Here is a 24,555-nt window from a genome sequence, read left to right as displayed (position 1 = left end):
ACATTTGGCGGAAGATGCGTCTTTGACTAAAAAGGGACATGTGCAGTTATCAAGCAGTGTAACGAGTACAAGTGAGACGCTAGCTGCTACCGCTAATGCAGTTAAACAAGTTAATGATAAATTAGTAAGTGACGTAGTTGCGATGGGGAAAAAATCAAGCTCAGACAGTGGTGCTGTCGCAATAGGTCAAGAGTCAAATGCATACTTGGCGTCAATTGCACTAGGTGGTAACGCAAAAACCACAAAAGCATTTGGTATAGCAATTGGGCCTTTGTCATCAGCAGAAGGAGCAGGCTCGGTAGCACTTGGAAGTAACGCAACTGCATTGAATAATTCGCAGGGAATTTTGGGCTCTGGTAATGGAAATACAGATACTTGGTTAGTTCCTGGATCATTTTCCGTCCAAGGTACTAAAAATTTTGAAATACCGCATCCTCATCCAGTAAAGAAAAATACGCACGTCATACGACATGGAGCTGTTGAGAGCCCAACGCCTGGCGACACACTTTATCGCTATACTCTTGAAGCAACAAAAGATAGCCAAACTGTAGAGATACATTTGCCAGATTACTTTGAGCACTTAAACACCAATGTAGACGTGTGGGTAAATGGTCATTTGCATTTTGGCAGAGCTTATGGGGTTGTTGAAGGTGATACACTTAAAGTAACATGCGAAAAAGCAGGAAAGTACAAAGCCCTCGTCATTGGTACTCGTAACGATGATAATGTACAAGATTGGCACGTCAAAGGTGTAGAGCGAGAGATCGGCGAGAGCTGGCGTGGTGAAACTTATGTGTTTGAAGTAGACGAGATTATGGAAGTAGAAGAAATAACAAATATGGAGGAATCAGTCTAATGGAAATTATTATTCGGAAGAGCACAATCCAGTTTAAAAACCCACAAGTCGGGCAACCAACACGAGCAGTCGGAGAACACTACAATGGAAGAACAATCAACGCTAGTGTTGATGGTAATGAGAAACTATTTAGATTTAAGAAAGAAGAAATTCCTTTTCTTGTTGATGAGGATGAGATGATTACTACAATTACCGCAAGAGTGAATAGCGAACTAGAATAAGCGCCACGACAGCGAGCGATATATTTATACGCATAAGGATGATTAAGTGCAGAAAATAAGTTTTTAAATACACGAATAAATGTTCTTGTTTTAATGATCTCGTCATCATGATATGATACAATAGAAGTAGGCAAGATTGGATTAGCTACCCATTCTTACGCGCTCCCGAGGCGCTGCCTACTTTGTTCTATTCTCGGGGAAAATATACCACTCGGGAGGTATCATATCATGCAAGCAGCTGGCGAATTTATGCTCTCTCAGATATTAAGAGTAGTCTTCGACCTATGCCCGCAAATCAACATCACTGAGGTAAAGACTAAATTATCTGAGATCATCACAGGATTTTGCATCAAGAAGGCAGATGAACAGACAGATCATCAAGACTTACTCGATAAGATAGAATTATTTTTATCAGGTAAGCAATTAGAGGGGCTTAGCAAGGTCACACTCGACGGATACGAGATGCATTTACGTATCTTTGCTGATCATGTTAAAAAACGAGCAGATAGCATAACAACAGCCGATATTAGAGTTTATCTTGGTAGGTTTAAAGACCAGAAGATTACCACAATCTCCACTAAGCTATCTGTACTTAAATCGTTCTTCAGCTGGCTTACTTCAGAAGAAATCATACAGCGAGATCCGACAATGAAGATCAAGCCACCTAAAAAGGAGAAGCGACTTCCGAAAGCGCTGACCATTGAAGAATTCGAAATGTTGCGTGAGTCATGTATGACAATCAGGCAACGGGCCATGGTTGAAGTGTTTTATGCTACTGGTGGAAGGTTATCGGAGATTCAAGCGCTAGATCGTAATAGTATAGACTGGCAAAATTCTAGCACTCGTGTAGTTGGTAAGGGTAATAAAGAGAGGGAAGTGTATTTTTCATTCAAGGCTATGTATCACTTGAAGAAGTATCTGATGACTCGCCTAGATGATGAATCAGCTCTGTTTATTACTGAAAGGAAGCCTTATCGCAGACTTTCAAAGCGCGGCATACAGCGTGAAATTGGCATCATAGCTGAACAGGCAGGACTACAAAAACGAGTTACTCCGCACACCATGCGGCACACATTTGCGACATTAACACTTAACAATGGAGCCGACATTGCAGTTGTCCAGCAATTGCTTGGACACGAGGATCCGGCAACCACACAAATATATGCTCAAGTTTCAGAGTCGCGTAAGCGAGAGCAGCACAAAAAATACTTAGTTCAATAGTAATTAACAAGCGTCCAATAACAATGGGCGCTTTATTTATGCCCTCGAAACCTTCGGGGGCCATTTTAATTGGGGGTGTAAAGGTGGATAGATTTGATTTAGTTGTAAAGTGGGGAACGGCAGCAGTCACTAGCTCCGTTACTTATTTATTTGGAGGGTGGTCGGCTGTATTGGGCGTACTGCTTGTGTTTGTGATTTTAGATTTTATAACAGGTGTGGCAGCAGCTGGCGCGAACGGCGGGCTGAAAAGTAAGGTAGGGATGGTTGGTATCGCCCGTAAAGTATTTATCTTCGCAATGGTTGCTGCTGCACATTTGGTCGATGGGATATTGGGTAATTCACATTTGTTCAGGGATACTGTTGCCTTCTTTTATATTGCTAATGAGTTATTATCCATTATCGAAAATGGTGGTAGATTGGGAGCTCCAATACCTCCAATCATTATGAAAGCTGTTGAGGTTTTAAAAGGGAAAGGTGGGGAACAAAATGAATCAAAGTAATTTTATTTCATTGATAGCACAAGCTGCTGTAAATGATATGAAAAAAACCAAGGTTCCAGCATCTCTAACTATTGCTCAAGCAGCCCTTGAAAGCGGATGGGGAGATAGCAGTCTTACACGGCTGGCTAACAATTTATTTGGGATTAAAGGAAATGGTCCAGCTGGATCAAGAACATTTCCGACAAAGGAGTTTATCAACGGTCAGTGGATTACTGTAGATGCAGCATTTCGCGTGTATAACGCTTGGAGTGAATCTATCGCTGATCATTCAGCATTAGTACTCAATGGCACTAGAGACAAGCCTACACGGTATCATGGTGTTTTAGGTGCAGATTACAAGACAGCATGCCAAGAGATTTGGAAAGGCGGTTACGCTACCGATCCGAAGTATCCACAAAAGCTAATTGATCTGATCGAGACACATCAATTATATAAATTTGATAAGATTGAGGAGGAACGCAAGGTGGACCCGAAAGACGCTAATAAGATCATAAGTTTTTTATCAGCTGGATATAATGCAACTGATAATGCAGAGGCGCGAAAAGAGTTTAATCGCCTAGCTAATGAGCTACGCAAAGTATCTGGACAACCTACACAATGATTTGTATAATTATCCCAACGGTGGTGACAGGGCATGTCCGATCCGCAAAAATGACCTACTGACCTCTATAGGTTGGTAGGGATTTTTTTATTATTGGAAATAGAACGTATGTTTGCGTATAATAATCTCATTATAAAAAAGTGAGGTGTCATCATGGGTAAGAAACTAGAAGGAAATGGACTTTATGAATCGTCACGAATGATTATCCCAGAACACGCCGCAGCGATACGCATGTATGGTCGCGAACGAAATAGACGAACTAAACCAGAGTTGGATGAGCAAGAGTTGGAAATCATTAGCCGTGCAATCGGAGAGTCGATGTCAGAAGGCAGCGAGATCGTGCTGCAGCTATACGATCCATTTGAAGATTTAGAGGTCCGCGGCGTTGTCACTAAGATCGATCAACAGCTAAAGCGCATTAAGATCGAGTATGGGGATGATTATGATTGGATTAAGTTAGAGGACATATTGAGTGTAAAATAGAAGCCAGCGACATATTGTTCACTGGCTTCTATCTTTATTTGAATATTTTCTTGAGTAATTTAAATATATCGAATGAGGTCTTGTTATAAACCTTGTTATACACGGCTTTTTTCGGATTTCTAAGCCATCCATAACCGCGTGGCATCTTTAATCCGGCGCGATGCACAACCTGTCTTTTAATGCTTGTACGAGCTGATATCCGTTTCTTAATGCTTGGTTTACGCACTCCAAATTTCATGATATTTGAACCCCTATATTTGTTAGATTATGTATACTGATAGTATAACAAACTTATATACCTTCATCTATAAATATAGAATGAATTTAGATTTGAATTTGTATATAACTCATCAAGCAATAGGTGATCCTATAGCCGATTTGTATGAAGACATAGCAGCAGAAGAGAAAGCAAGGGCTACATACCAGTGGCTAATTGATATGACCGATGATGTCGATTTGCAGGACTCGCTTAAATTCCTTAGAGAACGTGAAATTGTGCATTCCTTGCGCTTCCGCGAAGCAGTGGAAATCTTGAAAGATGAACGGGATGCACAGAAGATATTTTGAGTTAGTTTAATTTTGTGAAAAGAATTTAAAAATTGATAAAGGCGAATTTATACATTAAGTAACAGAGCAGAAACATTATTAACGAATTTGGTAGATTCGAACAGCCAGATATTCCAAAGACCAACGATGAATGGCGAAACCCAAGGTTGGAGATACAAATCCAGCAACAGTTTTGGCATCAATAGCAAATCGGAAGTTCAGAAGGAAGCTTGGGAGTTCATAAAGTTCATGATGTCTGAAGAGGTGCAGTCTTCGGAGACCCTAAGGGGAATCCCTGTCCATAAAGACGCTAATAAGAAAAGGCTTCAAGAAGCAGCAGAAAAGTTGAAAGAAACCATTTCAGATGAAAAGTTTTTGAATGAACGAGTTGAATACGCGGGAAATGTGCTTGAGGCAGCATATCCAAGCTTCTCAATAGATAAGAAAATCGAATCCATCGTCAAAGAAGAGTTTGATTTCTTTATGAGTGGCCAGAAATCGGTGGATGAAGTGAGCAAATTAATCCAAAACCGCGTCATGACCTATTTGAACGAATAAGCTCAACATATAGATTAGCGGTCATTGGATGTTTATTTTGAATAACAACCTCATATCAACGAATGCGTATGCACATTTAGAGATGATTGCGACTATGGTATATAAACTGACGAAAGACGCTTCTGTCGATGAAATGATAACCGCAGGTTTAAGTTCACATTATGCGAATCATATTGGCCAAGGACGGATGATGTCGATCTGCAGAATTCATTGAAGTTCTTGCGTGAACGTGAAATCGTGCATTCCTTGCGTTTCCGCGAAGCCGTGGAAATATTCAAAGAGGAGCGTGATGCGCAGAAGATTTTTCTAGTACTCCATACTTTGGAATTAGGAGGCATGAGTATATATGTTCGCAACAGGATTAATTAGTGGGATATTGGGTATTGCTTCTGCAATAATTGCATTATTCTTCAGCGGTTTCGCTGCAACCCTAGGTGTTGAAGGTGCTGGAGACGTTGTATGGCTAGGATGGTTGGCTTTCGGAGTGAGCATATTAGGTATCATCGGAGCTGCAATTGCTCGCAGCAAACCGAAACTGGCAGGGTTCTTCATGGTTGTTGCTGGCGTAGTTGGATTCGTTGCAATCTCATGGCTGTATGTCATTTCCACCGTATTGTTCGTAATCGCGGGCTTGGTAGGATTATTCTCGAAGAAGTAGCTACATTAACAAAATGCTAAATTCTATAATACTAAGAAGACCCCCATCGTTGGAGGGTCTTTTATTGTCCCGATTACTTGCGGCCAATTGTCATTTTCAACAAATACGGTGTTACGATCGTTGTAAGAATGATGACGATGACAAGCATTGTAAAATATTGTTGCGCCAACAGTCCGCTCTGTAAACCGATGGTCGCGATAATGAGTGCTACTTCTCCCCGTGAGACCATCCCCGATCCAATGCCGAGGGCGGAGCGCCCAGAGAAGCCTGTTAATCTTGCCCCTAAGCCAGAGCCGATCAGCTTGGTTAAGATAGCGATAATTGCCGTAATCACAAGCAGGCCCATTTGGTCGCCGATGCCTTCGAAGGATACAGAGAAACCAACGCTGACGAAGAAAATGGGAACGAAGATCGCATAAGCGATTGGTTCAATCTTATGTTCGACTTCCTTCTTATAGTCCGTTTGGGAAATGGCAAGACCTGCCGCAAATGCGCCGATAATGCCAGCTACGCCGAATTGCTCTGCGATGAAAGCAAGTAGGAAGCACACGATAAGCCCAGCGCTGATGACAGCTTCTGATACACGCAGCGGTGCCAGCCACTTCATGATCCATTTGCCAAGCTTCCAAATAAAAATAGCGACGATCAAAAAGAAAATAATTTTCTTCCCGATGATAAGTCCAAGGCTGACCTCACTGCCGCCAAAGAAACTCATGACAAAGGCAAGTAGGATCACGACGAGAATATCGTCAATAATAGCCGCACCTAGCAGCGTCGTGCTTTCTTTACTCTTGAGTAAATTCAGATCCTTGAGGGATTGGACCGAGATGCTCACGGAAGTAGCGGATAATAGCAATCCGAGGAATAGAGATTGTGCGATATCTAGTCCAATTGCAAGACCAAGTAAATAACCTCCAATTAATGGCATAATAATCCCACCAGTTGCTACCGCGAGTGAAGATTTAAAAGAACGCTTAAGATCATCCATATCCGTCTCCAGACCCGCCATGAACATTAATAGCAGGACACCGATTTGGCTTAACTCATCAATAATATGTGAATTCTCCACCCATCCAAGTAGGGCTGGACCAATAATAACCCCGATTAACAGCTTACCGACAACGGCAGGTTGACCGAGCCTGACACAGATGTCACCAGCTAATTTCGTTGCAAGAAGAATGATTAGAATGGTAAAAAAGAACATTGAACTCCTCCTCGATATAAAGTTTGATTGCCTCATTTTTCCCAAAAAAGACAAAAAGAAGCCTGGGTTGACCAGGCTCCTCCAAATAAACACATATTCAATTTCGTCTAATTTAAGGCAACTACCCTCATTATACCACAAAATTAATTCAAATTCTTCAAGAATAACGTGGCATTTAAATAGCGCTTCGCTAATGATTGAAAATAGGAAGTTTGAACCGCAAGCAAGCATGTGATGATGGTATTGGTAACAGCCTGCTTCTTCTCCAAATGAAGTCCTTGGAGGTGCTCAGACTGATTCATAAAGCGCTCAGCTTTCTGTGTCACGAGAACTTCCATAAGATGATCCTGATTGGCTTCAGAATGACCAAGACTCGGCTGCTCGTTGTCCATTACATGCGCTTTGCTTAGATCTAAATCCTCGAATATGGAAGAATAAGCAGCGTAAAGCTCAATTGGACTGATGATATCATTCGTCTCATTATCATATTCGTGGAACAGAAGCAGCAACAGCTTTCGAATCGAGTCGAAATCAAGAGAGGATTTTAAATCCTCAATAATGAACAGAATAGCCGCTTGTTCAAGTGAATACTTTTTGCCTAATTGTGGACAACCGATCAAGTCTTTGAAGTCCCGCTTAACCCAATTCTGTACAGATGTAATCGCAAACTGCGTGTATTCGATTTGGCTGCCTAAGGCAACAATATCATTAAGCGAAAAGCCTGCATCCTTGTTACCCATTTTCATCATTTTTTCGAATATGGGTGGGAGAGAAGTAGAGATGAAGGCATCGAGTGATTTGCCGAATTGTATTTCCTTTTGATGTGTTTTGACCCAGAATTCCTGAAGGTTAGCAAGAGGTGTTTTGTGCACAGATCCTTGCAAAGATTTCAGTAACTGGGACATTTCTTTTCTCGTGAGGTAAAAGGTTTCCATCTTGCCACCTCCGCTTGTAAAAGTTCTTATGAACTTATAATAAGAGTATCTGATTAGAATGTCAAAGCGTTATTTGGGTGCTTGTCATACACGAGGAGAATGCCATTTATGCCACTTATGAACCTGACAATTGTTGTCTTACTTCTTGTAGCAACTGCCTTCTTTGTTGCAACGGAATTTGCAATGGTGAAGCTGCGGCCTAGTCGCATTCATCAGCTCGTATTAGAGGGCAAGAAGAATGCGTTAGCTGTGCAGCGAGTATCGAGTAATTTGGACGGTTATTTATCTGCTTGTCAATTAGGGATCACGATGACTGCGCTAGGGCTTGGTACATTAGGGGAGTCAACAGTACATGCCTTGTTTGCGCCATTGTTTAATCTTCTGAACCTGTCTCCTGAAATTACCCAATGGGTGGCTATTGTGCTTTCGCTATCTCTCATGACGTTCTTGCATGTGGTTGTTGGGGAACTCGCCCCCAAGACGCTTGCGATTCAAAAAGCCGAACAAATCTGCCTGTTATTTGCGCCTACTCTCATTATATTTTATAAAATCATGTATCCCTTCATTTGGATTTTGAATGGTTCTGCGAATTTTTTGGTCAGACTGTTCGGACTTAAGCCTGCGAAGGAGCATGATGAATCGCACTCTGAAGAGGAATTGAAAATTATTCTGAATGAGAGCTATGAGAGTGGTAAAATCAATCAAAGTGAGCTCGGCTATGTGAATCGTATTTTTGAATTCGACGATTTGTTGGCACGTGAAATAATGGTTCCGCGGACAGATATGATATGCTTGTCCGTCAATGCAACGCTGCAGGAGAATCTGCGGGTCATTAAGGAAGAGCAGTATACCCGATTTCCGGTTATTGAAGAAGACAAGGACCATATTGTAGGCGTCGTGAATACGAAGCAATTCTTCTTAGGACACGAAGACAATCCAAACTTGGACTTGGAGGAGCTGATTCATCCCGTTTTCACTGCATCCGAATCGATTCCGATCAAAACCTTGCTTAAACAAATGCAGAAGCATCAGTCACAGCTTGCGCTTCTTATAGATGAGTATGGCGGTACGTCGGGAATGGTGACTATCGAGGATATTCTAGAAGAAATCGTGGGCGAAATTCGCGATGAATTCGATACAGAAGAGAAACGGGACATCGAGCAAGTGGGTGAAGTTCATTATATTGTAGATGGCAAAGTTTCATTAGGGATGCTGAGTGCCCTTTTGCATACCGAATTGGAGCACGAGGAAATTGATACGATAGGTGGCTGGCTGTATAGTCAGAACAATGTCCTGAAAACAGGAGATACCGTCATATACAAAGGATATGAATTTACGATAATAGAAAAAACAAAACACCGGATACGCAAAGTAGAAGTTAAGAAAATGAAGTGATCATTCGTATACAAAACGACGATGAAAAATGAGAAAATGATGAGAAAATGAATAGAGCCAGATGAGTAAGATATTAATCTTTACTTATACAATATCTTACAAAAGTAGGAGAAAAAGTAGCTGAGACCCTTGTCTCTGCTGCTTTTTTTCTTGTTTAAGCCTTTCTCATGATCTCTTAATTACCAATTCTTGTGTGTTTAGCAGGTGCAAAATATATGCTAAGTTTGTGCCATAAACCGAAACTTCACTTAGAAGTGCGGGGGATGATTTTCATGATAGATGAACTTCAATGGATGTGTGAGATTCCTAGATTCATTTATCTGGGGTGAAGCATGTAAGACATGCAGGGCAAACTCCTAAGCCCGAACCCGACAACTAACCTCGTAGGTTACTAGAAAGGGAGAGAGATAGAGATATGAAAAAGGTTATGAAAAATAAGTTTGTAGCTGCTTTGCTTGGTGTATCCTTATTTGCGATGTCAACTACAGCAATGGCTGCTCCAATGGTCGGAACTACAACGCGTGATTATTATCCAGTGAATGTATCGAATGATATTATATCCGAGAAGGTAGACGTCACACCGGAAACCCATTGTATGGAATTATTTATGTCGATGTACTTAAAAGATCTTGATGTTCTGCGTGTTGCCGCAACTGAAATGGCGGAGCCGGTTACAGTAGCCGCTAGTGCTTCTGCAGTAGTCGAAGCTGCAGTAACCAAGAAAGAAGAACCAGCAACGAAAGCTAAGCAATCTACATCATCTGCACCGGCAAAGAAATCTTCACCTAAATCTAGTACTAGTAAGAAGCCTGAACAAGGTTCTAATGCTTCAGGAAACACAGTGAAGACGCCATCAGGTACATTCTCATACAGCAAAATGTTATCCATGACAGCTAGTGCTTATTCCGGAGATGCTTCTGAGAATGGCGGCTGGGCTGGCGTCGATTATTTTGGTAATTCTCTTAAACTAGGAACTGTTGCAGTAGATCCGAATGTCATTCCTCTTAAATCGAAACTATTTATTGTTGGCTATAGTTATACAGGCATGCCAATCAATGGTATGATGGCTGTCGCAAGTGATGTCGGCGGTGCGATTAAAGGGAATAAGATTGATATTTTCCTTCCAGGCTCTATGAGTTATGTACAACAATTTGGCCTACAAAACGTAAAGGTATACGTTCTTAAATAAATAGAAAGCCGCCTTTCCTAAAAATAGGGAAGGCGGCTTATATTTTATCTGAGTTTATACATACTAATAGCGTAAATGAGTTTGTAACATAGGAGTGTACTCAGAATGAATCGGATGATTCGCGCGCTTGCTATTCTAATGATGTTAGTGATGATGGTGGAAACTAATCCAAGCGATGCACAGGCTGTTAATCGTTCATTTAAGTCCACCAATCAAATTCCTGATCAGCAGTACGGAATTCCGATTCAGATGCTTACAGCAGACGTAACAGGGGACCATGGGGCTGATCAGATTGTACTGTATGGAATTAAGAATTCTCCAGACAGTCCGTATTATGAAAAACTAAATGTAGTTGTTGTAAGCTCTAATGAGAAGAAGATAACTGTGACTCAGGTTCCGATGGGTGGATATAATCCCTATATGAAGCTGTGTGACATGAATGGAGACGGGATTGCAGATATATTAGTGGGCGCTGAAACCGGTGGCAGCTCAGGAGATTCTGATTACTATTTATTTACTGTGAAAAATAATAAATCCGTATCTCTTCCTTTGCCGCAGCCGTTAACGGGAGTTGGCGTATACCAAGATCATTATCTCGTACAAATAACGATTAAGGAGACTGGCAAGGTTTATACGCTAGATCTAAGCCATCGGAAGGCATTGTATGATCGCGAGGGAATCTACAAGAATGGTAAACTGCTTAAACCAGTCAATGTATCGATTAATGCGTTCAGCAAGCTTGAGCCAATTCATGCAGTGAATGAAACGCAGTGCTCACTCGTTGGGATCCAGCGAATGAGCGGTATCTATAATGCGGATACGATCGGTTATATCGTTTCCTTATGGAAATGGAATTCGTATCTGAACAATTGGAGCTTGATGTTCGCATCAGTTGAACCATCAAAGTAAATTATCTTGTTAATAAGCAATAAAGTAGCCTAGGAAGGTACGGAATTCGTATCTACCTAGGCTTTTATCATAATGTAATAAAGTTCGAAGAACGAAGCTTACTTACTGAATTTGACGACCTTGTACATATACGCGCTCAAGCTCGAATGATGGTGTAACGAGCAGTAGGTCGGCATGCTTGCCAGCAGCGATTGAACCGATTGTATCGCTTAATCCAAGCAGCTTGGCTGGGTTGCCTGATGCAAGCTTACTTACTTGTTCTACGCTAAGACCGACTTCTTCCACAAGGAACTGAAAGCCACGGATCATTGTAAGCGTACTGCCTGCGAGCGTCTCACCGTCTTTGAGGCGAGCGACACCACCCTTAACCAGCACGTCTTGACCGCCAAGCTGGTAGAGGCCATCATCTAAGCCTGCAGCGGACATGGCATCTGTGATGAGAAGCAGGTTCTCCTGCGTTTTCATCGCTGCGAGCAGCTTAATGCAGGTTGGGTGTACGTGAACGCCGTCAGCGATGATCTCTGCGGACACTTCGTCCATTGTAAGAATGGAGCCGACAGTGCCTGGCTCGCGGTGATGCAGCGGCTTCATGGCGTTATACATATGCACGGAGTGGCTGAGTCCGTGCTTAGCTGCTGCTTGCATGTCAGCGTATGTCGCCTCTGTATGCGCTGCAGCTGTAACGATACCGTGGTCACGGCACCATTCGATCATAGCAAGCGCTCCCTCGCGTTCAGGTGCAAGTGCAATCGTTTTGATGAGACCAGGGTATTTGTCATACCATGTTTGAATCCAATCGATCTGCGGCAGAACAACGTAATCAGGGTTTTGTGCGCCGATTTTGCTAGGGTTAAGGAACGGTCCTTCCAGATGTAGCCCGACAACCTGTGCATAAGGCATTGGATTACTGCGATAAGCTGCAATGGATTCAACCACATCATCAAGGGCTTCCCTTGGTGCAGTCATGGAAGTCGCAACGATGGATGTCGTACCCATTGAGCTGTGGAAGCGAGTAATCGTATCCAGAGATTCTTTGCTTGCATCCATAAAATCTGCGCCATAGCCGCCGTGCACGTGAACGTCGATGAAGCCTGGCAATACCCAGCTTCCTTGAGCATCGATGACTTCTCCTTGCGGTGCTGCTGCTCCATTCTCATGGATGGCAGCAATTGTTGATCCGATCACTTGAATTGAGCCATTGGTCACGATTCCTTGTTCAGTGACAATGTTGGCATTAACAATCCAGAATTCTTTTTGAGCGGACATTATAATTCACTCCCTGCTTCATTATCTAATAATACGATTAGATGCGGATGTGTTTGTAATAAGCTTGCTGGACAATCTGTTGTAATCGGACCTGTAAGAGCTTGCTTCACAATCTTAGCTTTATCCGCGCCACGTACAACTAGCATGATGGATTTAGCTTTCAGAATTGAACCTACACCCATTGTAAGTGCATGTGTTGGTACTTGATCAATGGAATCAAAGAAACGAGCATTCGCTTCACGCGTTTCTTGCTTAAGCTCAACTAAGTGTGTGCCGCTTCTAAGCTCGGAGGCAGGTTCGTTGAATCCGATATGGCCATTATGACCAATCCCTAGAATTTGCAGATCCACTTGCCCCATTTTTTCCATTAAAGCATCGTATTGTCCACATTCTACACTAGGATCAGAAGCATTGCCGTTTGGTATATTCGTATTGTTCAACTGAATGTCAATATGATCGAACAAGTGATGTCTCATATAAGAATGATAGCTTTCAGGGTGATCCTCAGGAAGACCTACATATTCGTCCAGGTTGAATGTTGTTACATTGCGGAAGGATACGCGTCCCTTCTGATAGCTCTTAACGATTTCTTCATAAATACCCACTGGCGTACCGCCTGTTGCCAGACCGATAATAGCATGCGGGTTCATTTGTGCTAATGCTGTAATCATACCAGCTCCAACTTCATTTAATGCCTGTTGACTTTCAAACTTGTGAATAATCAATTTTTATTTCTCCCTTAGCTACGATATTTTTTAACCATAAGGTACGATTGCTCCAATAGTGGAACTAATTCATCAAAATGCTGACTTACTAAGCATGTGAAGATTACGTCAATAACATGCAATTGGGCGATTCTGGATGCCATATCACCGCGTCTCATCCCTTCTTCAAGCGTGGAGCAAAATAGCTTGATATCCGATAGGCTGGATAACGTGTTTGCCCCGTACTTCGTCAGCGAGATTGTAGTGGCTCCGCGTTCCTTGGCGCAGGTTAAGGCGGTTATCGTCTCCTCTGTTTCTCCAGAATACGATATCCCGACGGCGACATCTCCTGGTTGAAGGGTGGAGGCGGTGGTGATCTGCATATGTGGATCGGCAAAGGCGGAGACTCGCTTGCCTACTCGCAGCAGCTTTTGATAGAAGTCTTGCGCTACGATGCCCGAAGTTGCCACACCGTACAAATCGATCTGTCCTGCCTGTGCTAGTGCATCAACAGCTAGTTTGAGCTGCTTCTGATCGATCAGCCTCGTTGTATCCGAAATCGAACGAAGATGGTTGGACTCAATCGCGGTAACAATACTTTCGAATGAGTTTCCAGCTACGATGTCCTGATATAAATTAGGTAACGGGGTCTGAGCTAAGTCCGCAGATAGCTTCATTTTAAAATCGGTAAAACCCTGAAAATGCAAGGATTTGCAGAATCGCGAGATCGTTGCAGTGCTTGTTTCAGACTCTTTGGCAAGCTCCGTAATGCCCATAGATACAACTGCTTGCGAGTGGTTCAGGATATAATTAGCAAGCTTTAGTTCTTGGCGTTTGAAACGATCTTGCTTTTCTTGAATTGCGATTAAAATAGAAGACATGGCACCACTCTTTTTTGAAAAAGTTTTTTGTAATTAATATTAATAAAAAGAAAAATATTTTCATATCAATCATACCTTACTACCAATAAAAATTCAATGGATTATAACACGTTTCATTGACAATATTTTTCTGTTCGAGCATGATGGGGGTGAGTGGAGCAACAATAATATACATAATAGATAGGGGTATGCATGATGACCAAGAAATACGATCAACCCGATGCCATGATTTTTGATATGGATGGCACTCTTTTCCGAACAGAGACTATCTTGATTGATGCCTATTACCGAATGTTTGATTCGCTGCGGGATGAGAAGCTATATGAAGGTGAAACTCCGCCAGTTGAGAATATATTGAATTCTCTAGGCATGCTGTTAGCTGCAATCTGGAAGCGGGTTATGCCTGATGCTTCTGAAGAAACGCATAGGAGAGCCGATGATTTGCTGCTTGAATATGAAATTGATGAACTGAAAAATGGCAAACCCGAGCTATATGAAGGAGTTGAAGAGACGCTTCGGATTCTCAAAGAGCGTGGTATTCGTCTGTTCGTTGCTTCTAACGGTTTGGAGCCATATGTGAAAGATGTTGCTTATTATACGGGGATCAAGCCATTATTTGAGGACTTATACAGTGCAGGTGAATATAAGACAGCATCCAAGGTTGAGCTTGTCCGCTTGTTATTAGAGAAGCATCAAATACGCTCGGCATGGATGGTAGGGGATCGTTCTTCTGATATGGAAGCAGCCCTTGGCAACAATTTAATAGCGGTTGGTTGTGACTATGCAAAATTCCGTTCATCAGGTGAGCTGAAGGACGCCGATCTGCGAATTACTTCATTCTCCGATATTCTTAACCATTTGGTTTAAAAATAAGCATCTGCTTCGTCGTCTATTGCGGCTTTGCAGATGCTTTTTATTTATCTCTCTTGCTCCTTCTTTAGCAGCCAGCTTGCGTATTCAAGCGGCCTGGTTATTGCCGTGAGGTAGGTGTTTTGTTCACCTATGCGTTTAAATACTTCACGTGAAGGCTTCGGATTGACCTCGAGCAGCCATACATCCCCATGCGGGTCGACGGCTAGGTCGATGCCCAGTTCACATAAGGAGCCATAATGATCTTCAAGCGCATTTGCGATAATCGTACTTAGATCATACATGTTCTCTTTGATCGTGCTCATTTGGCTTTTGGTGAATTTTTGCTGAAGCAAGCTTCCTATCGTAATGGCTTTGCCGCCTCCGTGCAGATTCGAGGTTATGCTTCGCGTTGGTCCAATACGGCCCGCACAGCCTGTTACATCCCACTTTCCTTCTCCATTTTTTTGGATAAGTAAACGAAAATCACATACTCTGCCATTTACGAGTAGTGATGCTATGCCTTGCTGCATAATGTATTGATCGTTTACGTAATGTTTTCTCAATTTGGAGGGCAATTGTTTGAGCTGAACTCGTTCAGCATTAAAGATTTGACGATTCTTATATCTTCCTTGAATTTGATAAGTCCCATCCTCCAAATAGCTTACTCGAATTATGCCTCTACCACCTGTTCCATTTCGCGGTTTAAGATAGATTGAACGGTATTTTTTAAGCATTTTTTCAAGTAAAGCAGAAGAGTAGGGATGGGTTTCAGGAATTGAGCTTGCAATGCGAGCATGGCCCGATAGTACATTGTGAATCGACCATTTGTTGGCAAGTGGCTTCGCTATATAATTTAAGTTAGGATGAGTTCGTCTGAACTTGCTAAGCATCTGGTACGTGGCTTTACCATGATAGCGGCAACGATCATATATGAGAGTCGGGATTGGCGTTCGTTTACGAACCCACTTTTTCAATGTTTTATCATAGAATAAAGCTCGAATTTCTGATTTATGATCATCTACATCCTGAGGTGTAAATAACGCAATTTGAAGTCCTTCTTTGCCACTGTACACGCTTAATTTACGAAAGAAATCGAGTTCCTCAATTTTGTTATTGTTGATATATACGGCAATGACGCCAAGCGTCTGCAGGCTCATTTATCGCCCACCTTCTTACTTGTTTCGTTTGATAAATATTTGCAGTAACGTATAAGGCGCTCCAGCGATTTAGTGCGAATATGCGGTTCGTCAAACTTCATTGGTTTGGAATTAGCTTCAAAGAACCATGCCTGACCAGAGGTGTCTATTCCGAGATCGATGGACATCTCCCCGAGCTTTTGACCCGATTTATTCTCAATTGTTCTGGCAATGAGCAAAGCTGTATACTTAGCCCGTCTTAGAATGAAATTGCCACGTTTCTCTCCGAAAGAACTGGTGAGCAATTCGGCTGGATCTTCAATTGAGCCTCCTCTAGGTACATGCGTAGTGATGCTGGAATCACCAGCAAGTCTAGCGCCAATACCTGATACCTTCCACTTGCCTTGGCTCGATTTCTGAATTAGAATGCGCAAATCATAGGGACGATCGTTATATTTAACGAGATCTATCCCTTGCTGCATGATGTAATCCTGTGACTTGCGATACGCCTGTATTTTGTTCCATAAAGTAGACATGGTTGTATAGTGAGACCTTTGCGTGTGCCTATTGTTTTGAAAATTCAACTGTTTAATGGGATGCCTAATCTTGCCTGATCTGTGATCGATTCGCATGATGCCTTTGCCTGCTTTACCGCTGATTGGTTTCAAGTAAATCGTCGGGAACTTGCGAATCATCATTTCGAGTTCGTTTGCATTCGTTAACTGATGTGTAGCGGGAATGAATTTTTGAGTTTCTGGCGTACTGCTTAACCATTCGAATAAAGTCCATTTATTGAAAAATGAAGGATTAAATAATTTCACCCGTTTATTCCGCATACATGATTTGATTTTGAGCTGCACCTGTGGTTGCATTTCAAAGCTTCTATTGGGAACGCGATTATAAATGACATTAGGGATGGGTAAATGCTCTTTAACCCAGGTTTTACGTTCAAAATCATAGCTGAAGCCAGGAGTTGTCTCTCCTGATAAGCTGAGTTCATCCGTTGTTACCACGAAAACATTCGCACCTAACTTTTGTCCGATTTGTATGAGATCGATAAAATTAGAAATATTCCCGCGAAAAGATTGATGATCGTCGCTAACGGTTAGAATACCAATCGTTGGGCTAGGTTTGGAAACCGATTTAACTCGGAGAGATTTGGACATTACTCCTCCCTCCTAGCCCTAAACCTGCTTAAGAATAAACAGTGTTCATAAATATTTTCAAGCGAAACTTTTTCTTGTTCTTTAAGAGATGGGTGTTTAAAAATCGTTCGTCCTGGCTTAGAATTCGCTTCGAACATCCAAATCTTCTCATTCTGATCAATCCCGATATCGAAGCCGAGCTCTCCTAATCGATGCGGGTAATTGCGCTCTATTGCTTCTGCAAGCCTGATTACTGTTTCCTTGGTTGAACTTAGAACTACATCAGCGCGTGAACCAAATACTTCTTTTAGGACTTGTTCAGGCGAGAACAAAGAGCCTCCTGTTCGTATATGGGTTGTTACACTTCCGCGTCCAGCTTTCTTTGCACCTATTGCTGCTACTTCCCATCTGTTATTGGCATTCTTCGTCATGTGGAATCGGAAATCAATCGGGCAATGATCAATTTCGATTAACCGAATTCCCTGCTGTGCGATATATCGATTCATGCCACCGTGATTCATTCGAAGCATTTTGAGAATACCGTCAAAGTTGCTGTAACGAAGCAGAATATTCTTTCCATGATTGCGATAGCGGATGAAGTAGCCTTTGCCTGGATGATAAGTAATGCGATAAATGCCAAAACCAAGCGATCCTGCCGTTGGTTTCAAATACACAAAGCGGTATGTCTTGAGCATTTCCTTTAATTTAGTTGATGTCGGATTGGTGATCGATTCAGGTACATGGGTGAATGTCTCATCATGCTTCAATAAATTATAGACATCCGATTTATCAAAGAAACTCCAATTAAAGAGTGGTATGTTGCGTCTGACGAAGCTTTCCTTGAAATCTCGGGTGATCGCTTGACTTTCTACTTTACGAGAAGCGATTCGGTTATAGACAACGTCAGGAACAGGTACAACTTTACGAATAAATCTACCGCCAGTTGTAAGGATATAGGCGTTTACCGTTTCCTCTTGCCAATTCACGTCATGAGGACCAAATGCGATAAAGAATGATTTATTTTGCCCAGTTCGCAGGATTTGTTTAATGAATGATGTGCGTGCTCCGAATGGATTGCCTGAATGCGAGGCGATTGTTGTTAATACTCCTATGACAGGTCCTAGTTGGATTTCTTTACCGTTTGTCGATTTAATCATACACGTTCCAAGCCGTGGTATTCGCAGATTGCTTATAACGGAAGCTGGGATAAACAGATGCTGCCCTGCTCTTTTTGAAAATTTGAGAGGTACAGAGACTGACTTAGAGCCAACACGAAGCAGTATGGTTTTGGATTTCGTTAATTGCAGTGCCCGAGCAAGCTCATTCGAGAAAAAGACCGTCTTTTTAATATCTTTCGTTGAATGCAATATACAAGTTGTCAAACTCATTGTTAGTTACCCTCCTGAATGAATTGCGAAGGCTGATTTATATATCGGTTGTACATGAACTTAGCATAGTGAATTGGATTATAGATGGATCGCTTATGTGTTTTGAAATCTTGCAAATGTGTGAAAATCGTACGTCCCGGCTTGGAATTCGCCTCCAGGATCCAGATTTGGCCATTCATATCGATCCCAAAATCAATCCCGAGCTCCACAAGTCTTCCGTGGTAAGTTTCAAGTGTTGACGAGATTTGATAAGATAATCTTGTTACGTCTTGAATGAGCTCCTTGGCTTTCATGCTTCCGAATAGTTTGGATAGGAAATCATTTGGATGGGTAGCAGAACCGCCTCCGTGTAGATTTGCAGTCAATGTTCCAGACTTGCCATAGCGAATGGCAGTTCCGGTTAGCTGCCAAAGACCAACCTCATTCTTCTGCATTAAAGATCGAACATCAAATGGAACATCATCCTCTGTTACCAGTACTAGACGTTCTTGAAGTAAGTAATGATGGTTAGTTGTAAAGACTTGAATCCAACCTAGCAATTCATCCATGGTGTCAAAATGATAATGGATATAATGATTTTGGCGATCACGGCCATGAAGCTGGAATTCGGGCTGTAATTGCGTTCTTCTCCTGATATGCAGCACGCCTCGACCCTGACTGCCGCCAGATGGCTTTAAGATGGCTTCATGATTCATTTGCAGCCATTTCATTAATTGCTGTACTGATTTGAGTGGCTTAGTGAAGGGGAGATAGGCTTTAAGATCTGGTTCTCGATTTAAAGTTTGGTGAACTTCCCATTTACCCTTAAGTCCGTTGCCAAGCAAATAAACTCCAGGCATTCGGATTAGTCTGCTGCGTAGTGTTCTATACTTTTCAAATGAACTAGGGGTGCGATAAAAACATCTATCGTATATAATCTTGGGCAGAGGATAAGAGTTCTTGGCCCATTTCTGATTATCCACTTTATAAGTGAAGCCTTCGACAGATTCCGTGTTCCAATCGATAGCTTCAAGTGAAAAGATGAACACCTCGAGGTTCAGTTGATTACCAGTGATGCATAGCTGTCGATAAAAGTTATGATCTGCAAACGGAAAGTTATTGCTTCCATTCGGAGCAGCCATAATACCTAAGCGTTGGGTCGTGTTTGGCTTGATAAGAGTGAGCATCATGATCACCTCTTTAAGGTAAAGTGGAATTCTTGATAAATGCCCTAACTACTCCATCATATGAGGACATAAACTCCTTGGTGCTTGGCGTAGATAAGAAAGGATGGCTATATGAATTTGTTTTGGATGGGTGTACTTTATGTTGGAACTGCTGGATTTGTAGGGGGTTTGACGAATCATTTTGCAATTAAGATGCTCTTTCACCCCCGTAAGCCCATTTATTTATGGGGCAAGAAATTGCCGTTTACCCCGGGTCTTATACCTAAACGTAGAGATGAGATCAGTAGGTCGCTCGGTCAAGTGGTAGGCGATCATCTAGTTACCTCGGAAGGATTAGCAAGCGCGCTTCGTAAACCTGAATTACGACAAGGAATTGAGGACAAGCTTCAAGCTTGGGTAGAGAATTTCGGTACACAGGATTGTACAATTGCCGAGCTTGTACAGCAATATTTAACCTTAGATGAATGGACTTCGATGAAAGAGAAGCTGGTTAATTGGTTGCAGAATCAATCGGTGGATGTTGTGCAATGGCTAATTCAATCAGAGGAATTAAGAGAGAAACAGATAAGCATGTTACTTCCTGGCTGGGATGAGCAGCGTAAGGAACAATTAGCTGACACAATCGTCAATTCCTTAATTGTATCGATTAAGAAAGAATTAACGTCCCTGCAGGGTGAACGTATGCTTAGACGAATAACTGGGCAATTTATGGAGCAATCTGGCGGTTTCCTAGGAACGCTTGCTGGGCTGTTTGTAGATGAGGATAAAATGGTGACTCGTGTACGCGGAGCGATTATTCAGCAACTCGATTCACCATCCGTACATGCGATGATCGGTGGATTTATTCAGAACAAAATAAGTGATTATGAGCGGATCACATTAGGTGAAGTTTTTGAATGGATTACCAAAGATGATGGATTTGATCGCATCCGTACTCGCTTGGAGCAAATGCCTTGGGGGCAATGGTTAGATCGTATGGAGCAGCTTAAGGTTGCGCAGCTATTAGGACCAAGAATGGATTCGATCCTAGTACGAATTCCGGCTATCGTCGATTGGAGTCTTAACAGGCTAGAAGATCGTATAGAATCGATCATAAAGACTATTAACTTGCCTAAGATCGTAGAAGAACAAGTGGTGAATTTCCCGATCGAGCAGTTGGAGCGAATTATTCTGAGTGTATCAGGACAAGAGTTCCGTGCGATTACCTGGTTAGGTGTTGTACTCGGCGGAGTTATTGGTCTAATTCAAACGTTTATTTATATCCTTCAGCAATGATTTGCAAGATGCAGTCAAATAAATGATTGTATAGATCAGAAGTTCGCTACTTTCAGATTGACGTTTTCTGGAATTAGTTGTATTATAAGGATAAGTTCGCAAACCCATAACATGTAACCGTAAGGGCATTAGTTATGAAGATTCGTCTTCTTAACTTTGCCCTTTTTTGTTGTTTCTACGGGTTTCTGAACGAATATTTGAATATTTAGATAAAAGGGAGATGAGTATGTAGTGAAAAAGAGAACAGGCGTGGCGATATTAACCACAGCTTCGATGCTGGCTTTGATTGCGGGCTGTGGAAGCAATTCAACTGCTCCTGCATCTAAAGGAGTTAAAGGCGAGTTAGAAATCCAATACTTCGTTGGAGGCTACGGTGATAAGTGGTGGAAGCAAATCATTAGCGAGTTCGAAGCTGCTAACCCTGGTCTTAAAGTCAAGCAAACGGCTGGATCACAAATTAACGATCAAATGAAACCCCGCTGGATCAAGGGCGATCCACCTGATGTCGTGTATATTGATGGCGCTGGTTCTAACGAAACCCAGATGGTTACTGACGATCAATTGCTAGATATTACAGATTGGATCAAAGATGCGAAGAACGTAGATGGCGAGAAGCTTGTTGATCAGCTTTTTGCCAAGCCAAAGGATTATGACGGGAAGAATTTCACGATTCCACTCGTGTACGGTTCATGGGGTACATTCTATGATATTAATTTCTTTAAGGACAACGGCTGGAAGGTGCCGACAAACTTTGATGAATTTATGGCAGTTGGCAAGCAAATTAAGGATTCCGGCAAAGGCGTATTTCCTTACATCCATACAGGTAAATATCCTTATTACATAAGCGGAGGCTTCCTAGATTCAGCTATTATCGCAGCCAATGGCGGGGATCCTTCAATTCTAGTCAAAATCGAGAAGAATGAAGAAGGCATTTACAAATCGGAGCCAATGAGAAAAGCGCTCGAGAAAATTGTGAAAATGCGTGATGCAGGCTTTATCGATCCTGCTTCCAAAGCGATCAATCACACTGATTCTCAAATGCTATTCTTACAGCATAAAGATGCATTTATCCCGAATGGCTTATGGGTACAAAATGAAATGGGAGACAACGTTCCTTCGGGCTTTGATTTTGGATTCATCGCTTCATTAGGGATTGATCCAGGGCAAAAATCAGTTGTAGTACCGTATACAAGCACAATGGCAATTGCGAAGAAAGCGAAGAATGTTGAGGCTGCGAAAGCATTCGTGCAATTCATCTTCACAAAGCAATCCGCTGTTAAATGGGCTGAGCTATCGGGTGTTCCAATGAACTATAAAGCTGACCTGGAATCCTCCAAAGCAGGATCGATGTCTAAAGCAGCTATGAAATTCTTCCTTGATCCAGGAACAATAACAGCTCCGACAGTTGTTCCGGATAAAGACGTGGAAGAAGCTCGCAACAATGCGCTTGTAGCTCTAACATCAGGTGAAATTGATGTGGATAAGTATATTGAGCGCATGGAAGCTGCTGCGAAGAAGGCTCGTGAGAAGAAATAAATAATGGGCTTAAGTAAAGTGAGAACAAGGGTTATTGCCCTTGTTCTCACTTTACCAGTTTTTTTCTCATTGATAATCACATTTAACATAGAATGTCATATGACGGAGGTTGATTTATGTCGAATGCAACTCTCGATCATCTTGTAAGCACGAATACACCACGCAAGCCTATCCTGCATAAAACGAAGAATGCAGATAGGAGCAAACGTAATCTTTTCATTCTGACTTTCCTATTGCCAACGTTTATCTTTTATTGCGTATTCACGATCTATCCGTTATTGCGAGGCTTATACGTCAGTTTCTTTGATTGGTCTGGCAGCGCTGAGACGATGTCATTCATAGGATTAGATAACTATAAAGAAATGCTTGCAGACCCGATCATCGGTACGGCTATCATGAACGACTATTTCCTCGTCGTTACGAAAGTAATAGGAATTGTGGCGATTGCAACATTATTTGCAGTAGCGATTACAAGACTAAAGGTGAAGGGTTCATCTTTTTTTCGCTTCGCTTTTTTTATTCCGAACATCATCTCAGTGGCTGTTATTGCTGTACTATGGCGTGCGGTCTATCATCCAGAGCTAGGCTTCCTGAATAATATTATCAATCTATTTAGGTCAGACGATAATCTGATTCGGAAAGTCTGGCTTGGCGATGTAGATTCAGCGATGTGGTCACTCGTATGGCCTTCGATCTGGGCAGGGATTGGTTTCTACATGATTCTACTGATCGCTGCGATCTTATCTATTCCCGGTGAGATTTATGAGCAAAGTGAAATTGATGGCGTATCGAAGTGGAAGCAATTTACTAGAATTACACTTCCGCTAATATGGGAACAAGTAAAGGTGTCAATCATCCACATCACGATTACTACACTCAATGGTTCATTCGTTATGGTATGGATAATGACAGAGGGTGGTCCAGATAATCGGACACAGGTGATGGGCTCTTATTTGTATCAAATGGGCTTTAGGCAATTCCATATGGGCTATGCTGCTGCAATTGGTGTGTTAATTCTCATTACCTCATTACTAACGACTGCAATTTTATCGCGACTATTACGCAAAGAAACTTATGAATTGTAACGGAGGTGAGACTGTTGAGATATCTTAGTAGAGGGATTGTCTATCTGATTCTTGTTGTTTGGTCATTCCTTGTGATTTATCCTTTATTCTGGACGTTATTTGGATCGCTTAAGGATAATAAGCAATTTTTCTTAGGGAAGCCGTGGGACTTACCCAAGTTACCTTTTGTATGGGAGAACTTCTCGAATGTATGGACGAATTATCATATGGGCGGATATTTCTTCAATTCGATTGTTGTAACGATTTGCAGCTCACTTCTTGCTCTTATTTTATCTTCCACAACTTCTTACATTCTTGCACGCTTTAGATTTATGCTTAGTGGAACGATTTACACGCTATATATAGCAGCGATGATGGTTCCTTTGATTATGGGCCTTATACCGCTGTTTTTCTTATTAGACACTTTGCAATTAGGCAATTCTTTGACAGGACTTATTCTCGTATATGCGGCTTATCAGCTTCCTTTTAGCATTTTTGTATTAGTTGGCTTCTACAAAACACTGCCTCGTGAAATTCAGGAAGCTTCCTACATCGATGGTGCTTCTCATTCTGGCACATTCTTCCGCATTATGATGCCACTGGCGAAGCCAGGCATGATTACGATCACGATCATGAACTTTCTGAACATATGGAATGAATACATTTATGGTGTTGTACTTATTAACGAACCGGACAAATATACTTTACCAGTTGGAATCGCTGTTATGCAGGCCGAAATGCAGTACAAAACAGAATGGGGTCCTTTATTTGCTGCCTTACTGATCTCTATGATCCCTGTATTTATTGTATATTTTATGTTCCAACGGCAGATTGCAGGAGGAATTACAGCAGGTGCTGTCAAATAA

The 24,555-nt window shown here is 42.0% G+C and carries 26 protein-coding genes, 2 pseudogenes and 1 riboswitch; of the genes and pseudogenes, 18 read left to right on the top strand and 10 right to left on the bottom strand.

The window, feature by feature from the left end; translation table 11 throughout:
- The first annotated feature begins 22 nt into the window (after window positions 1-22).
- The 6 genes from E0485_RS18290 (at window position 23) to E0485_RS18265 (ending at window position 3,882) form a co-directional block, all read left to right on the top strand.
- Window positions 23-856: a tail fiber protein gene (locus tag E0485_RS18290; RefSeq protein ID WP_207911012.1), complete on the top strand. Its 834-nt coding sequence runs from the start codon at window positions 23-25 to the stop codon at window positions 854-856.
- Window positions 856-1,077, top strand: a complete 222-nt coding sequence (locus E0485_RS18285) for a hypothetical protein (RefSeq protein ID WP_132418916.1) — start codon at window positions 856-858, stop codon at window positions 1,075-1,077. The genes E0485_RS18290 and E0485_RS18285 overlap by 1 nt, the downstream gene beginning before the upstream one ends.
- Window positions 1,078-1,305: 228 nt before the next feature.
- Window positions 1,306-2,298 (top strand): site-specific tyrosine recombinase/integron integrase, encoded by a 993-nt coding sequence (gene xerA / locus E0485_RS18280; protein WP_132419506.1) that lies wholly within the window; start codon window positions 1,306-1,308, stop codon window positions 2,296-2,298.
- A 38-nt stretch (window positions 2,299-2,336) separates the two neighbouring features.
- Window positions 2,337-2,798, top strand: a complete 462-nt coding sequence (locus E0485_RS18275) for a phage holin family protein (RefSeq protein WP_132419505.1) — start codon at window positions 2,337-2,339, stop codon at window positions 2,796-2,798.
- Window positions 2,785-3,399 carry a glycoside hydrolase family 73 protein gene (locus tag E0485_RS18270; RefSeq protein ID WP_132419504.1) on the top strand — a complete coding sequence of 205 codons (615 nt, stop codon included), beginning with the start codon at window positions 2,785-2,787 and terminating at the stop codon, window positions 3,397-3,399. The genes E0485_RS18275 and E0485_RS18270 overlap by 14 nt, the downstream gene beginning before the upstream one ends.
- Before the next feature lie 153 nt (window positions 3,400-3,552).
- Window positions 3,553-3,882, top strand: a complete 330-nt coding sequence (locus E0485_RS18265; protein ID WP_132419503.1) for a YolD-like family protein — start codon at window positions 3,553-3,555, stop codon at window positions 3,880-3,882.
- Window positions 3,883-3,916: 34 nt separating this feature from the next.
- Here the strand turns inward: E0485_RS18265 and E0485_RS18260 are convergent, their stop codons facing one another.
- Window positions 3,917-4,120: a hypothetical protein gene (locus E0485_RS18260; RefSeq protein WP_132419502.1), complete on the bottom strand. Its 204-nt coding sequence runs from the start codon at window positions 4,118-4,120 to the stop codon at window positions 3,917-3,919.
- Between the two features lie 113 nt (window positions 4,121-4,233).
- Here E0485_RS18260 and E0485_RS18255 point away from each other — a divergent pair.
- The 4 genes and pseudogenes from E0485_RS18255 to E0485_RS18240 form a co-directional block, all read left to right on the top strand.
- Window positions 4,234-4,449 (top strand): annotated as a pseudogene (locus E0485_RS18255) (manganese catalase family protein); the annotation flags it as partial.
- A gap of 228 nt (window positions 4,450-4,677) precedes the next feature.
- Window positions 4,678-4,986 carry a hypothetical protein gene (locus E0485_RS18250; protein WP_132419501.1) on the top strand — a complete coding sequence of 103 codons (309 nt, stop codon included), beginning with the start codon at window positions 4,678-4,680 and terminating at the stop codon, window positions 4,984-4,986.
- Window positions 4,987-5,038: 52 nt separating this feature from the next.
- Window positions 5,039-5,292 (top strand): annotated as a pseudogene (locus E0485_RS18245) (manganese catalase family protein); the annotation flags it as partial.
- Window positions 5,293-5,332: 40 nt separating this feature from the next.
- Window positions 5,333-5,644, top strand: a complete 312-nt coding sequence (locus E0485_RS18240; RefSeq protein WP_132419500.1) for a hypothetical protein — start codon at window positions 5,333-5,335, stop codon at window positions 5,642-5,644.
- Window positions 5,645-5,717: 73 nt separating this feature from the next.
- Here the strand turns inward: E0485_RS18240 and E0485_RS18235 are convergent, their stop codons facing one another.
- Both E0485_RS18235 and E0485_RS18230 read right to left on the bottom strand, forming a co-directional pair.
- The gene (locus tag E0485_RS18235) at window positions 5,718-6,848 is read right to left on the bottom strand and encodes a cation:proton antiporter (RefSeq protein ID WP_407944862.1); all 1,131 of its coding nucleotides are present in this window, start codon (window positions 6,846-6,848) and stop codon (window positions 5,718-5,720) included.
- A gap of 143 nt (window positions 6,849-6,991) precedes the next feature.
- A complete protein-coding gene (locus tag E0485_RS18230; RefSeq protein ID WP_132419498.1) occupies window positions 6,992-7,783 on the bottom strand; it encodes a DUF1836 domain-containing protein in 792 nt (263 codons plus the stop codon).
- A gap of 108 nt (window positions 7,784-7,891) precedes the next feature.
- On the opposite strand from E0485_RS18230, the gene E0485_RS18225 reads away from it, so the two are divergent.
- The 3 genes from E0485_RS18225 to E0485_RS18215 all read left to right on the top strand — a co-directional run bounded on the left by E0485_RS18225 (window position 7,892) and on the right by E0485_RS18215 (window position 11,276).
- Window positions 7,892-9,178: a hemolysin family protein gene (locus E0485_RS18225; protein WP_132419497.1), complete on the top strand. Its 1,287-nt coding sequence runs from the start codon at window positions 7,892-7,894 to the stop codon at window positions 9,176-9,178.
- A 224-nt stretch (window positions 9,179-9,402) separates the two neighbouring features.
- A riboswitch (cyclic di-AMP (ydaO/yuaA leader) is annotated at window positions 9,403-9,583 on the top strand.
- Between the two features lie 10 nt (window positions 9,584-9,593).
- Entirely contained in the window at window positions 9,594-10,367 is a 774-nt protein-coding gene (locus E0485_RS18220; RefSeq protein ID WP_235857621.1) for a 3D domain-containing protein, read from the top strand.
- 105 nt (window positions 10,368-10,472) lie between these two features.
- The gene (locus tag E0485_RS18215) at window positions 10,473-11,276 is read left to right on the top strand and encodes an FG-GAP repeat protein (RefSeq protein WP_132419496.1); all 804 of its coding nucleotides are present in this window, start codon (window positions 10,473-10,475) and stop codon (window positions 11,274-11,276) included.
- A gap of 102 nt (window positions 11,277-11,378) precedes the next feature.
- Here E0485_RS18215 and nagA read toward each other — a convergent pair whose 3' ends face one another.
- The 3 genes from nagA to E0485_RS18200 are packed head-to-tail and all read right to left on the bottom strand — an operon-like array spanning window position 11,379 to window position 14,127.
- Window positions 11,379-12,542 (bottom strand): N-acetylglucosamine-6-phosphate deacetylase, encoded by a 1,164-nt coding sequence (gene nagA / locus E0485_RS18210; RefSeq protein WP_132419495.1) that lies wholly within the window; start codon window positions 12,540-12,542, stop codon window positions 11,379-11,381.
- Window positions 12,542-13,267 carry a glucosamine-6-phosphate deaminase gene (gene nagB, locus E0485_RS18205; RefSeq protein ID WP_132419494.1) on the bottom strand — a complete coding sequence of 242 codons (726 nt, stop codon included), beginning with the start codon at window positions 13,265-13,267 and terminating at the stop codon, window positions 12,542-12,544. Before nagB ends, nagA begins: the two co-directional genes overlap by 1 nt.
- A 14-nt stretch (window positions 13,268-13,281) precedes the next feature.
- A complete protein-coding gene (locus E0485_RS18200; protein WP_132419493.1) occupies window positions 13,282-14,127 on the bottom strand; it encodes a MurR/RpiR family transcriptional regulator in 846 nt (281 codons plus the stop codon).
- A gap of 192 nt (window positions 14,128-14,319) precedes the next feature.
- Here E0485_RS18200 and E0485_RS18195 point away from each other — a divergent pair, with 192 nt between their 5' ends.
- Complete coding sequence (locus tag E0485_RS18195) at window positions 14,320-14,994, top strand: HAD family hydrolase (RefSeq protein WP_407944861.1); 675 nt, start codon at window positions 14,320-14,322, stop codon at window positions 14,992-14,994.
- Window positions 14,995-15,044: 50 nt separating this feature from the next.
- Here the strand turns inward: E0485_RS18195 and E0485_RS18190 are convergent, their stop codons facing one another.
- From E0485_RS18190 to E0485_RS18175, 4 genes are read right to left on the bottom strand one after another with little or no spacing between them, the layout of a single operon-like run.
- Window positions 15,045-16,136 (bottom strand): YheC/YheD family endospore coat-associated protein, encoded by a 1,092-nt coding sequence (locus tag E0485_RS18190; RefSeq protein WP_132419492.1) that lies wholly within the window; start codon window positions 16,134-16,136, stop codon window positions 15,045-15,047.
- Complete coding sequence (locus tag E0485_RS18185; protein ID WP_132419491.1) at window positions 16,133-17,281, bottom strand: YheC/YheD family endospore coat-associated protein; 1,149 nt, start codon at window positions 17,279-17,281, stop codon at window positions 16,133-16,135. The genes E0485_RS18190 and E0485_RS18185 overlap by 4 nt, the downstream gene beginning before the upstream one ends.
- Window positions 17,281-18,648, bottom strand: a complete 1,368-nt coding sequence (locus E0485_RS18180) for a YheC/YheD family endospore coat-associated protein (RefSeq protein WP_132419490.1) — start codon at window positions 18,646-18,648, stop codon at window positions 17,281-17,283. Before E0485_RS18180 ends, E0485_RS18185 begins: the two co-directional genes overlap by 1 nt.
- A 2-nt stretch (window positions 18,649-18,650) precedes the next feature.
- Entirely contained in the window at window positions 18,651-19,817 is a 1,167-nt protein-coding gene (locus E0485_RS18175) for a YheC/YheD family endospore coat-associated protein (RefSeq protein WP_132419489.1), read from the bottom strand.
- Window positions 19,818-19,925: 108 nt separating this feature from the next.
- Between E0485_RS18175 and E0485_RS18170 the strand changes: the two genes are divergently transcribed.
- The 4 genes from E0485_RS18170 (at window position 19,926) to E0485_RS18155 (ending at window position 24,555) form a co-directional block, all read left to right on the top strand.
- Window positions 19,926-21,089, top strand: coding sequence for a DUF445 domain-containing protein (locus E0485_RS18170; protein WP_132419488.1), 1,164 nt, complete (start codon window positions 19,926-19,928; stop codon window positions 21,087-21,089).
- A 231-nt stretch (window positions 21,090-21,320) separates the two neighbouring features.
- A complete protein-coding gene (locus E0485_RS18165) occupies window positions 21,321-22,625 on the top strand; it encodes an ABC transporter substrate-binding protein (RefSeq protein ID WP_235857620.1) in 1,305 nt (434 codons plus the stop codon).
- Window positions 22,626-22,741: 116 nt separating this feature from the next.
- Window positions 22,742-23,710 (top strand): carbohydrate ABC transporter permease, encoded by a 969-nt coding sequence (locus E0485_RS18160; RefSeq protein WP_132419487.1) that lies wholly within the window; start codon window positions 22,742-22,744, stop codon window positions 23,708-23,710.
- Window positions 23,711-23,715: 5 nt separating this feature from the next.
- Window positions 23,716-24,555 (top strand): carbohydrate ABC transporter permease, encoded by an 840-nt coding sequence (locus tag E0485_RS18155; protein ID WP_132419486.1) that lies wholly within the window; start codon window positions 23,716-23,718, stop codon window positions 24,553-24,555.

The sequence above is a fragment of the Paenibacillus albiflavus genome (genome assembly GCF_004344915.1).
In the GTDB taxonomy this organism is placed as follows: Bacteria; Bacillota; Bacilli; order Paenibacillales; family NBRC-103111; genus Paenibacillus_AM; species Paenibacillus_AM albiflavus.
Note: the sequence above shows the minus strand (reverse complement) of the source record. Positions and strands in the feature narration are given on the sequence as shown.

Bases quoted from the DNA above. Each gene is read 5' to 3' on its own strand.
- E0485_RS18215 (WP_132419496.1), top strand. From the start codon at position 10,473: ATGAATCGGATGATTCGCGCGCTTGCTATTCTAATGATGTTAGTGATG.
- E0485_RS18225 (WP_132419497.1), top strand. From the start codon at position 7,892: ATGCCACTTATGAACCTGACAATTGTTGTCTTACTTCTTGTAGCAACT.
- E0485_RS18260 (WP_132419502.1), bottom strand. From the start codon at position 4,120: ATGAAATTTGGAGTGCGTAAACCAAGCATTAAGAAACGGATATCAGCT.
- E0485_RS18170 (WP_132419488.1), top strand. From the start codon at position 19,926: ATGAATTTGTTTTGGATGGGTGTACTTTATGTTGGAACTGCTGGATTT.
- E0485_RS18175 (WP_132419489.1), bottom strand. From the start codon at position 19,817: ATGATGCTCACTCTTATCAAGCCAAACACGACCCAACGCTTAGGTATT.
- E0485_RS18160 (WP_132419487.1), top strand. From the start codon at position 22,742: ATGTCGAATGCAACTCTCGATCATCTTGTAAGCACGAATACACCACGC.
- E0485_RS18185 (WP_132419491.1), bottom strand. From the start codon at position 17,281: ATGTCCAAATCTCTCCGAGTTAAATCGGTTTCCAAACCTAGCCCAACG.
- E0485_RS18270 (WP_132419504.1), top strand. From the start codon at position 2,785: ATGAATCAAAGTAATTTTATTTCATTGATAGCACAAGCTGCTGTAAAT.
- E0485_RS18230 (WP_132419498.1), bottom strand. From the start codon at position 7,783: ATGGAAACCTTTTACCTCACGAGAAAAGAAATGTCCCAGTTACTGAAA.
- E0485_RS18235 (WP_407944862.1), bottom strand. From the start codon at position 6,848: ATGTTCTTTTTTACCATTCTAATCATTCTTCTTGCAACGAAATTAGCT.
- E0485_RS18190 (WP_132419492.1), bottom strand. From the start codon at position 16,136: ATGAGCCTGCAGACGCTTGGCGTCATTGCCGTATATATCAACAATAAC.
- xerA (WP_132419506.1), top strand. From the start codon at position 1,306: ATGCAAGCAGCTGGCGAATTTATGCTCTCTCAGATATTAAGAGTAGTC.
- E0485_RS18240 (WP_132419500.1), top strand. From the start codon at position 5,333: ATGTTCGCAACAGGATTAATTAGTGGGATATTGGGTATTGCTTCTGCA.
- E0485_RS18275 (WP_132419505.1), top strand. From the start codon at position 2,337: ATGCCCTCGAAACCTTCGGGGGCCATTTTAATTGGGGGTGTAAAGGTG.
- E0485_RS18285 (WP_132418916.1), top strand. From the start codon at position 856: ATGGAAATTATTATTCGGAAGAGCACAATCCAGTTTAAAAACCCACAA.
- nagA (WP_132419495.1), bottom strand. From the start codon at position 12,542: ATGTCCGCTCAAAAAGAATTCTGGATTGTTAATGCCAACATTGTCACT.
- E0485_RS18200 (WP_132419493.1), bottom strand. From the start codon at position 14,127: ATGTCTTCTATTTTAATCGCAATTCAAGAAAAGCAAGATCGTTTCAAA.
- E0485_RS18220 (WP_235857621.1), top strand. From the start codon at position 9,594: ATGAAAAAGGTTATGAAAAATAAGTTTGTAGCTGCTTTGCTTGGTGTA.
- E0485_RS18265 (WP_132419503.1), top strand. From the start codon at position 3,553: ATGGGTAAGAAACTAGAAGGAAATGGACTTTATGAATCGTCACGAATG.
- E0485_RS18180 (WP_132419490.1), bottom strand. From the start codon at position 18,648: ATGAGTTTGACAACTTGTATATTGCATTCAACGAAAGATATTAAAAAG.
- E0485_RS18250 (WP_132419501.1), top strand. From the start codon at position 4,678: ATGATGTCTGAAGAGGTGCAGTCTTCGGAGACCCTAAGGGGAATCCCT.
- E0485_RS18195 (WP_407944861.1), top strand. From the start codon at position 14,320: ATGATGACCAAGAAATACGATCAACCCGATGCCATGATTTTTGATATG.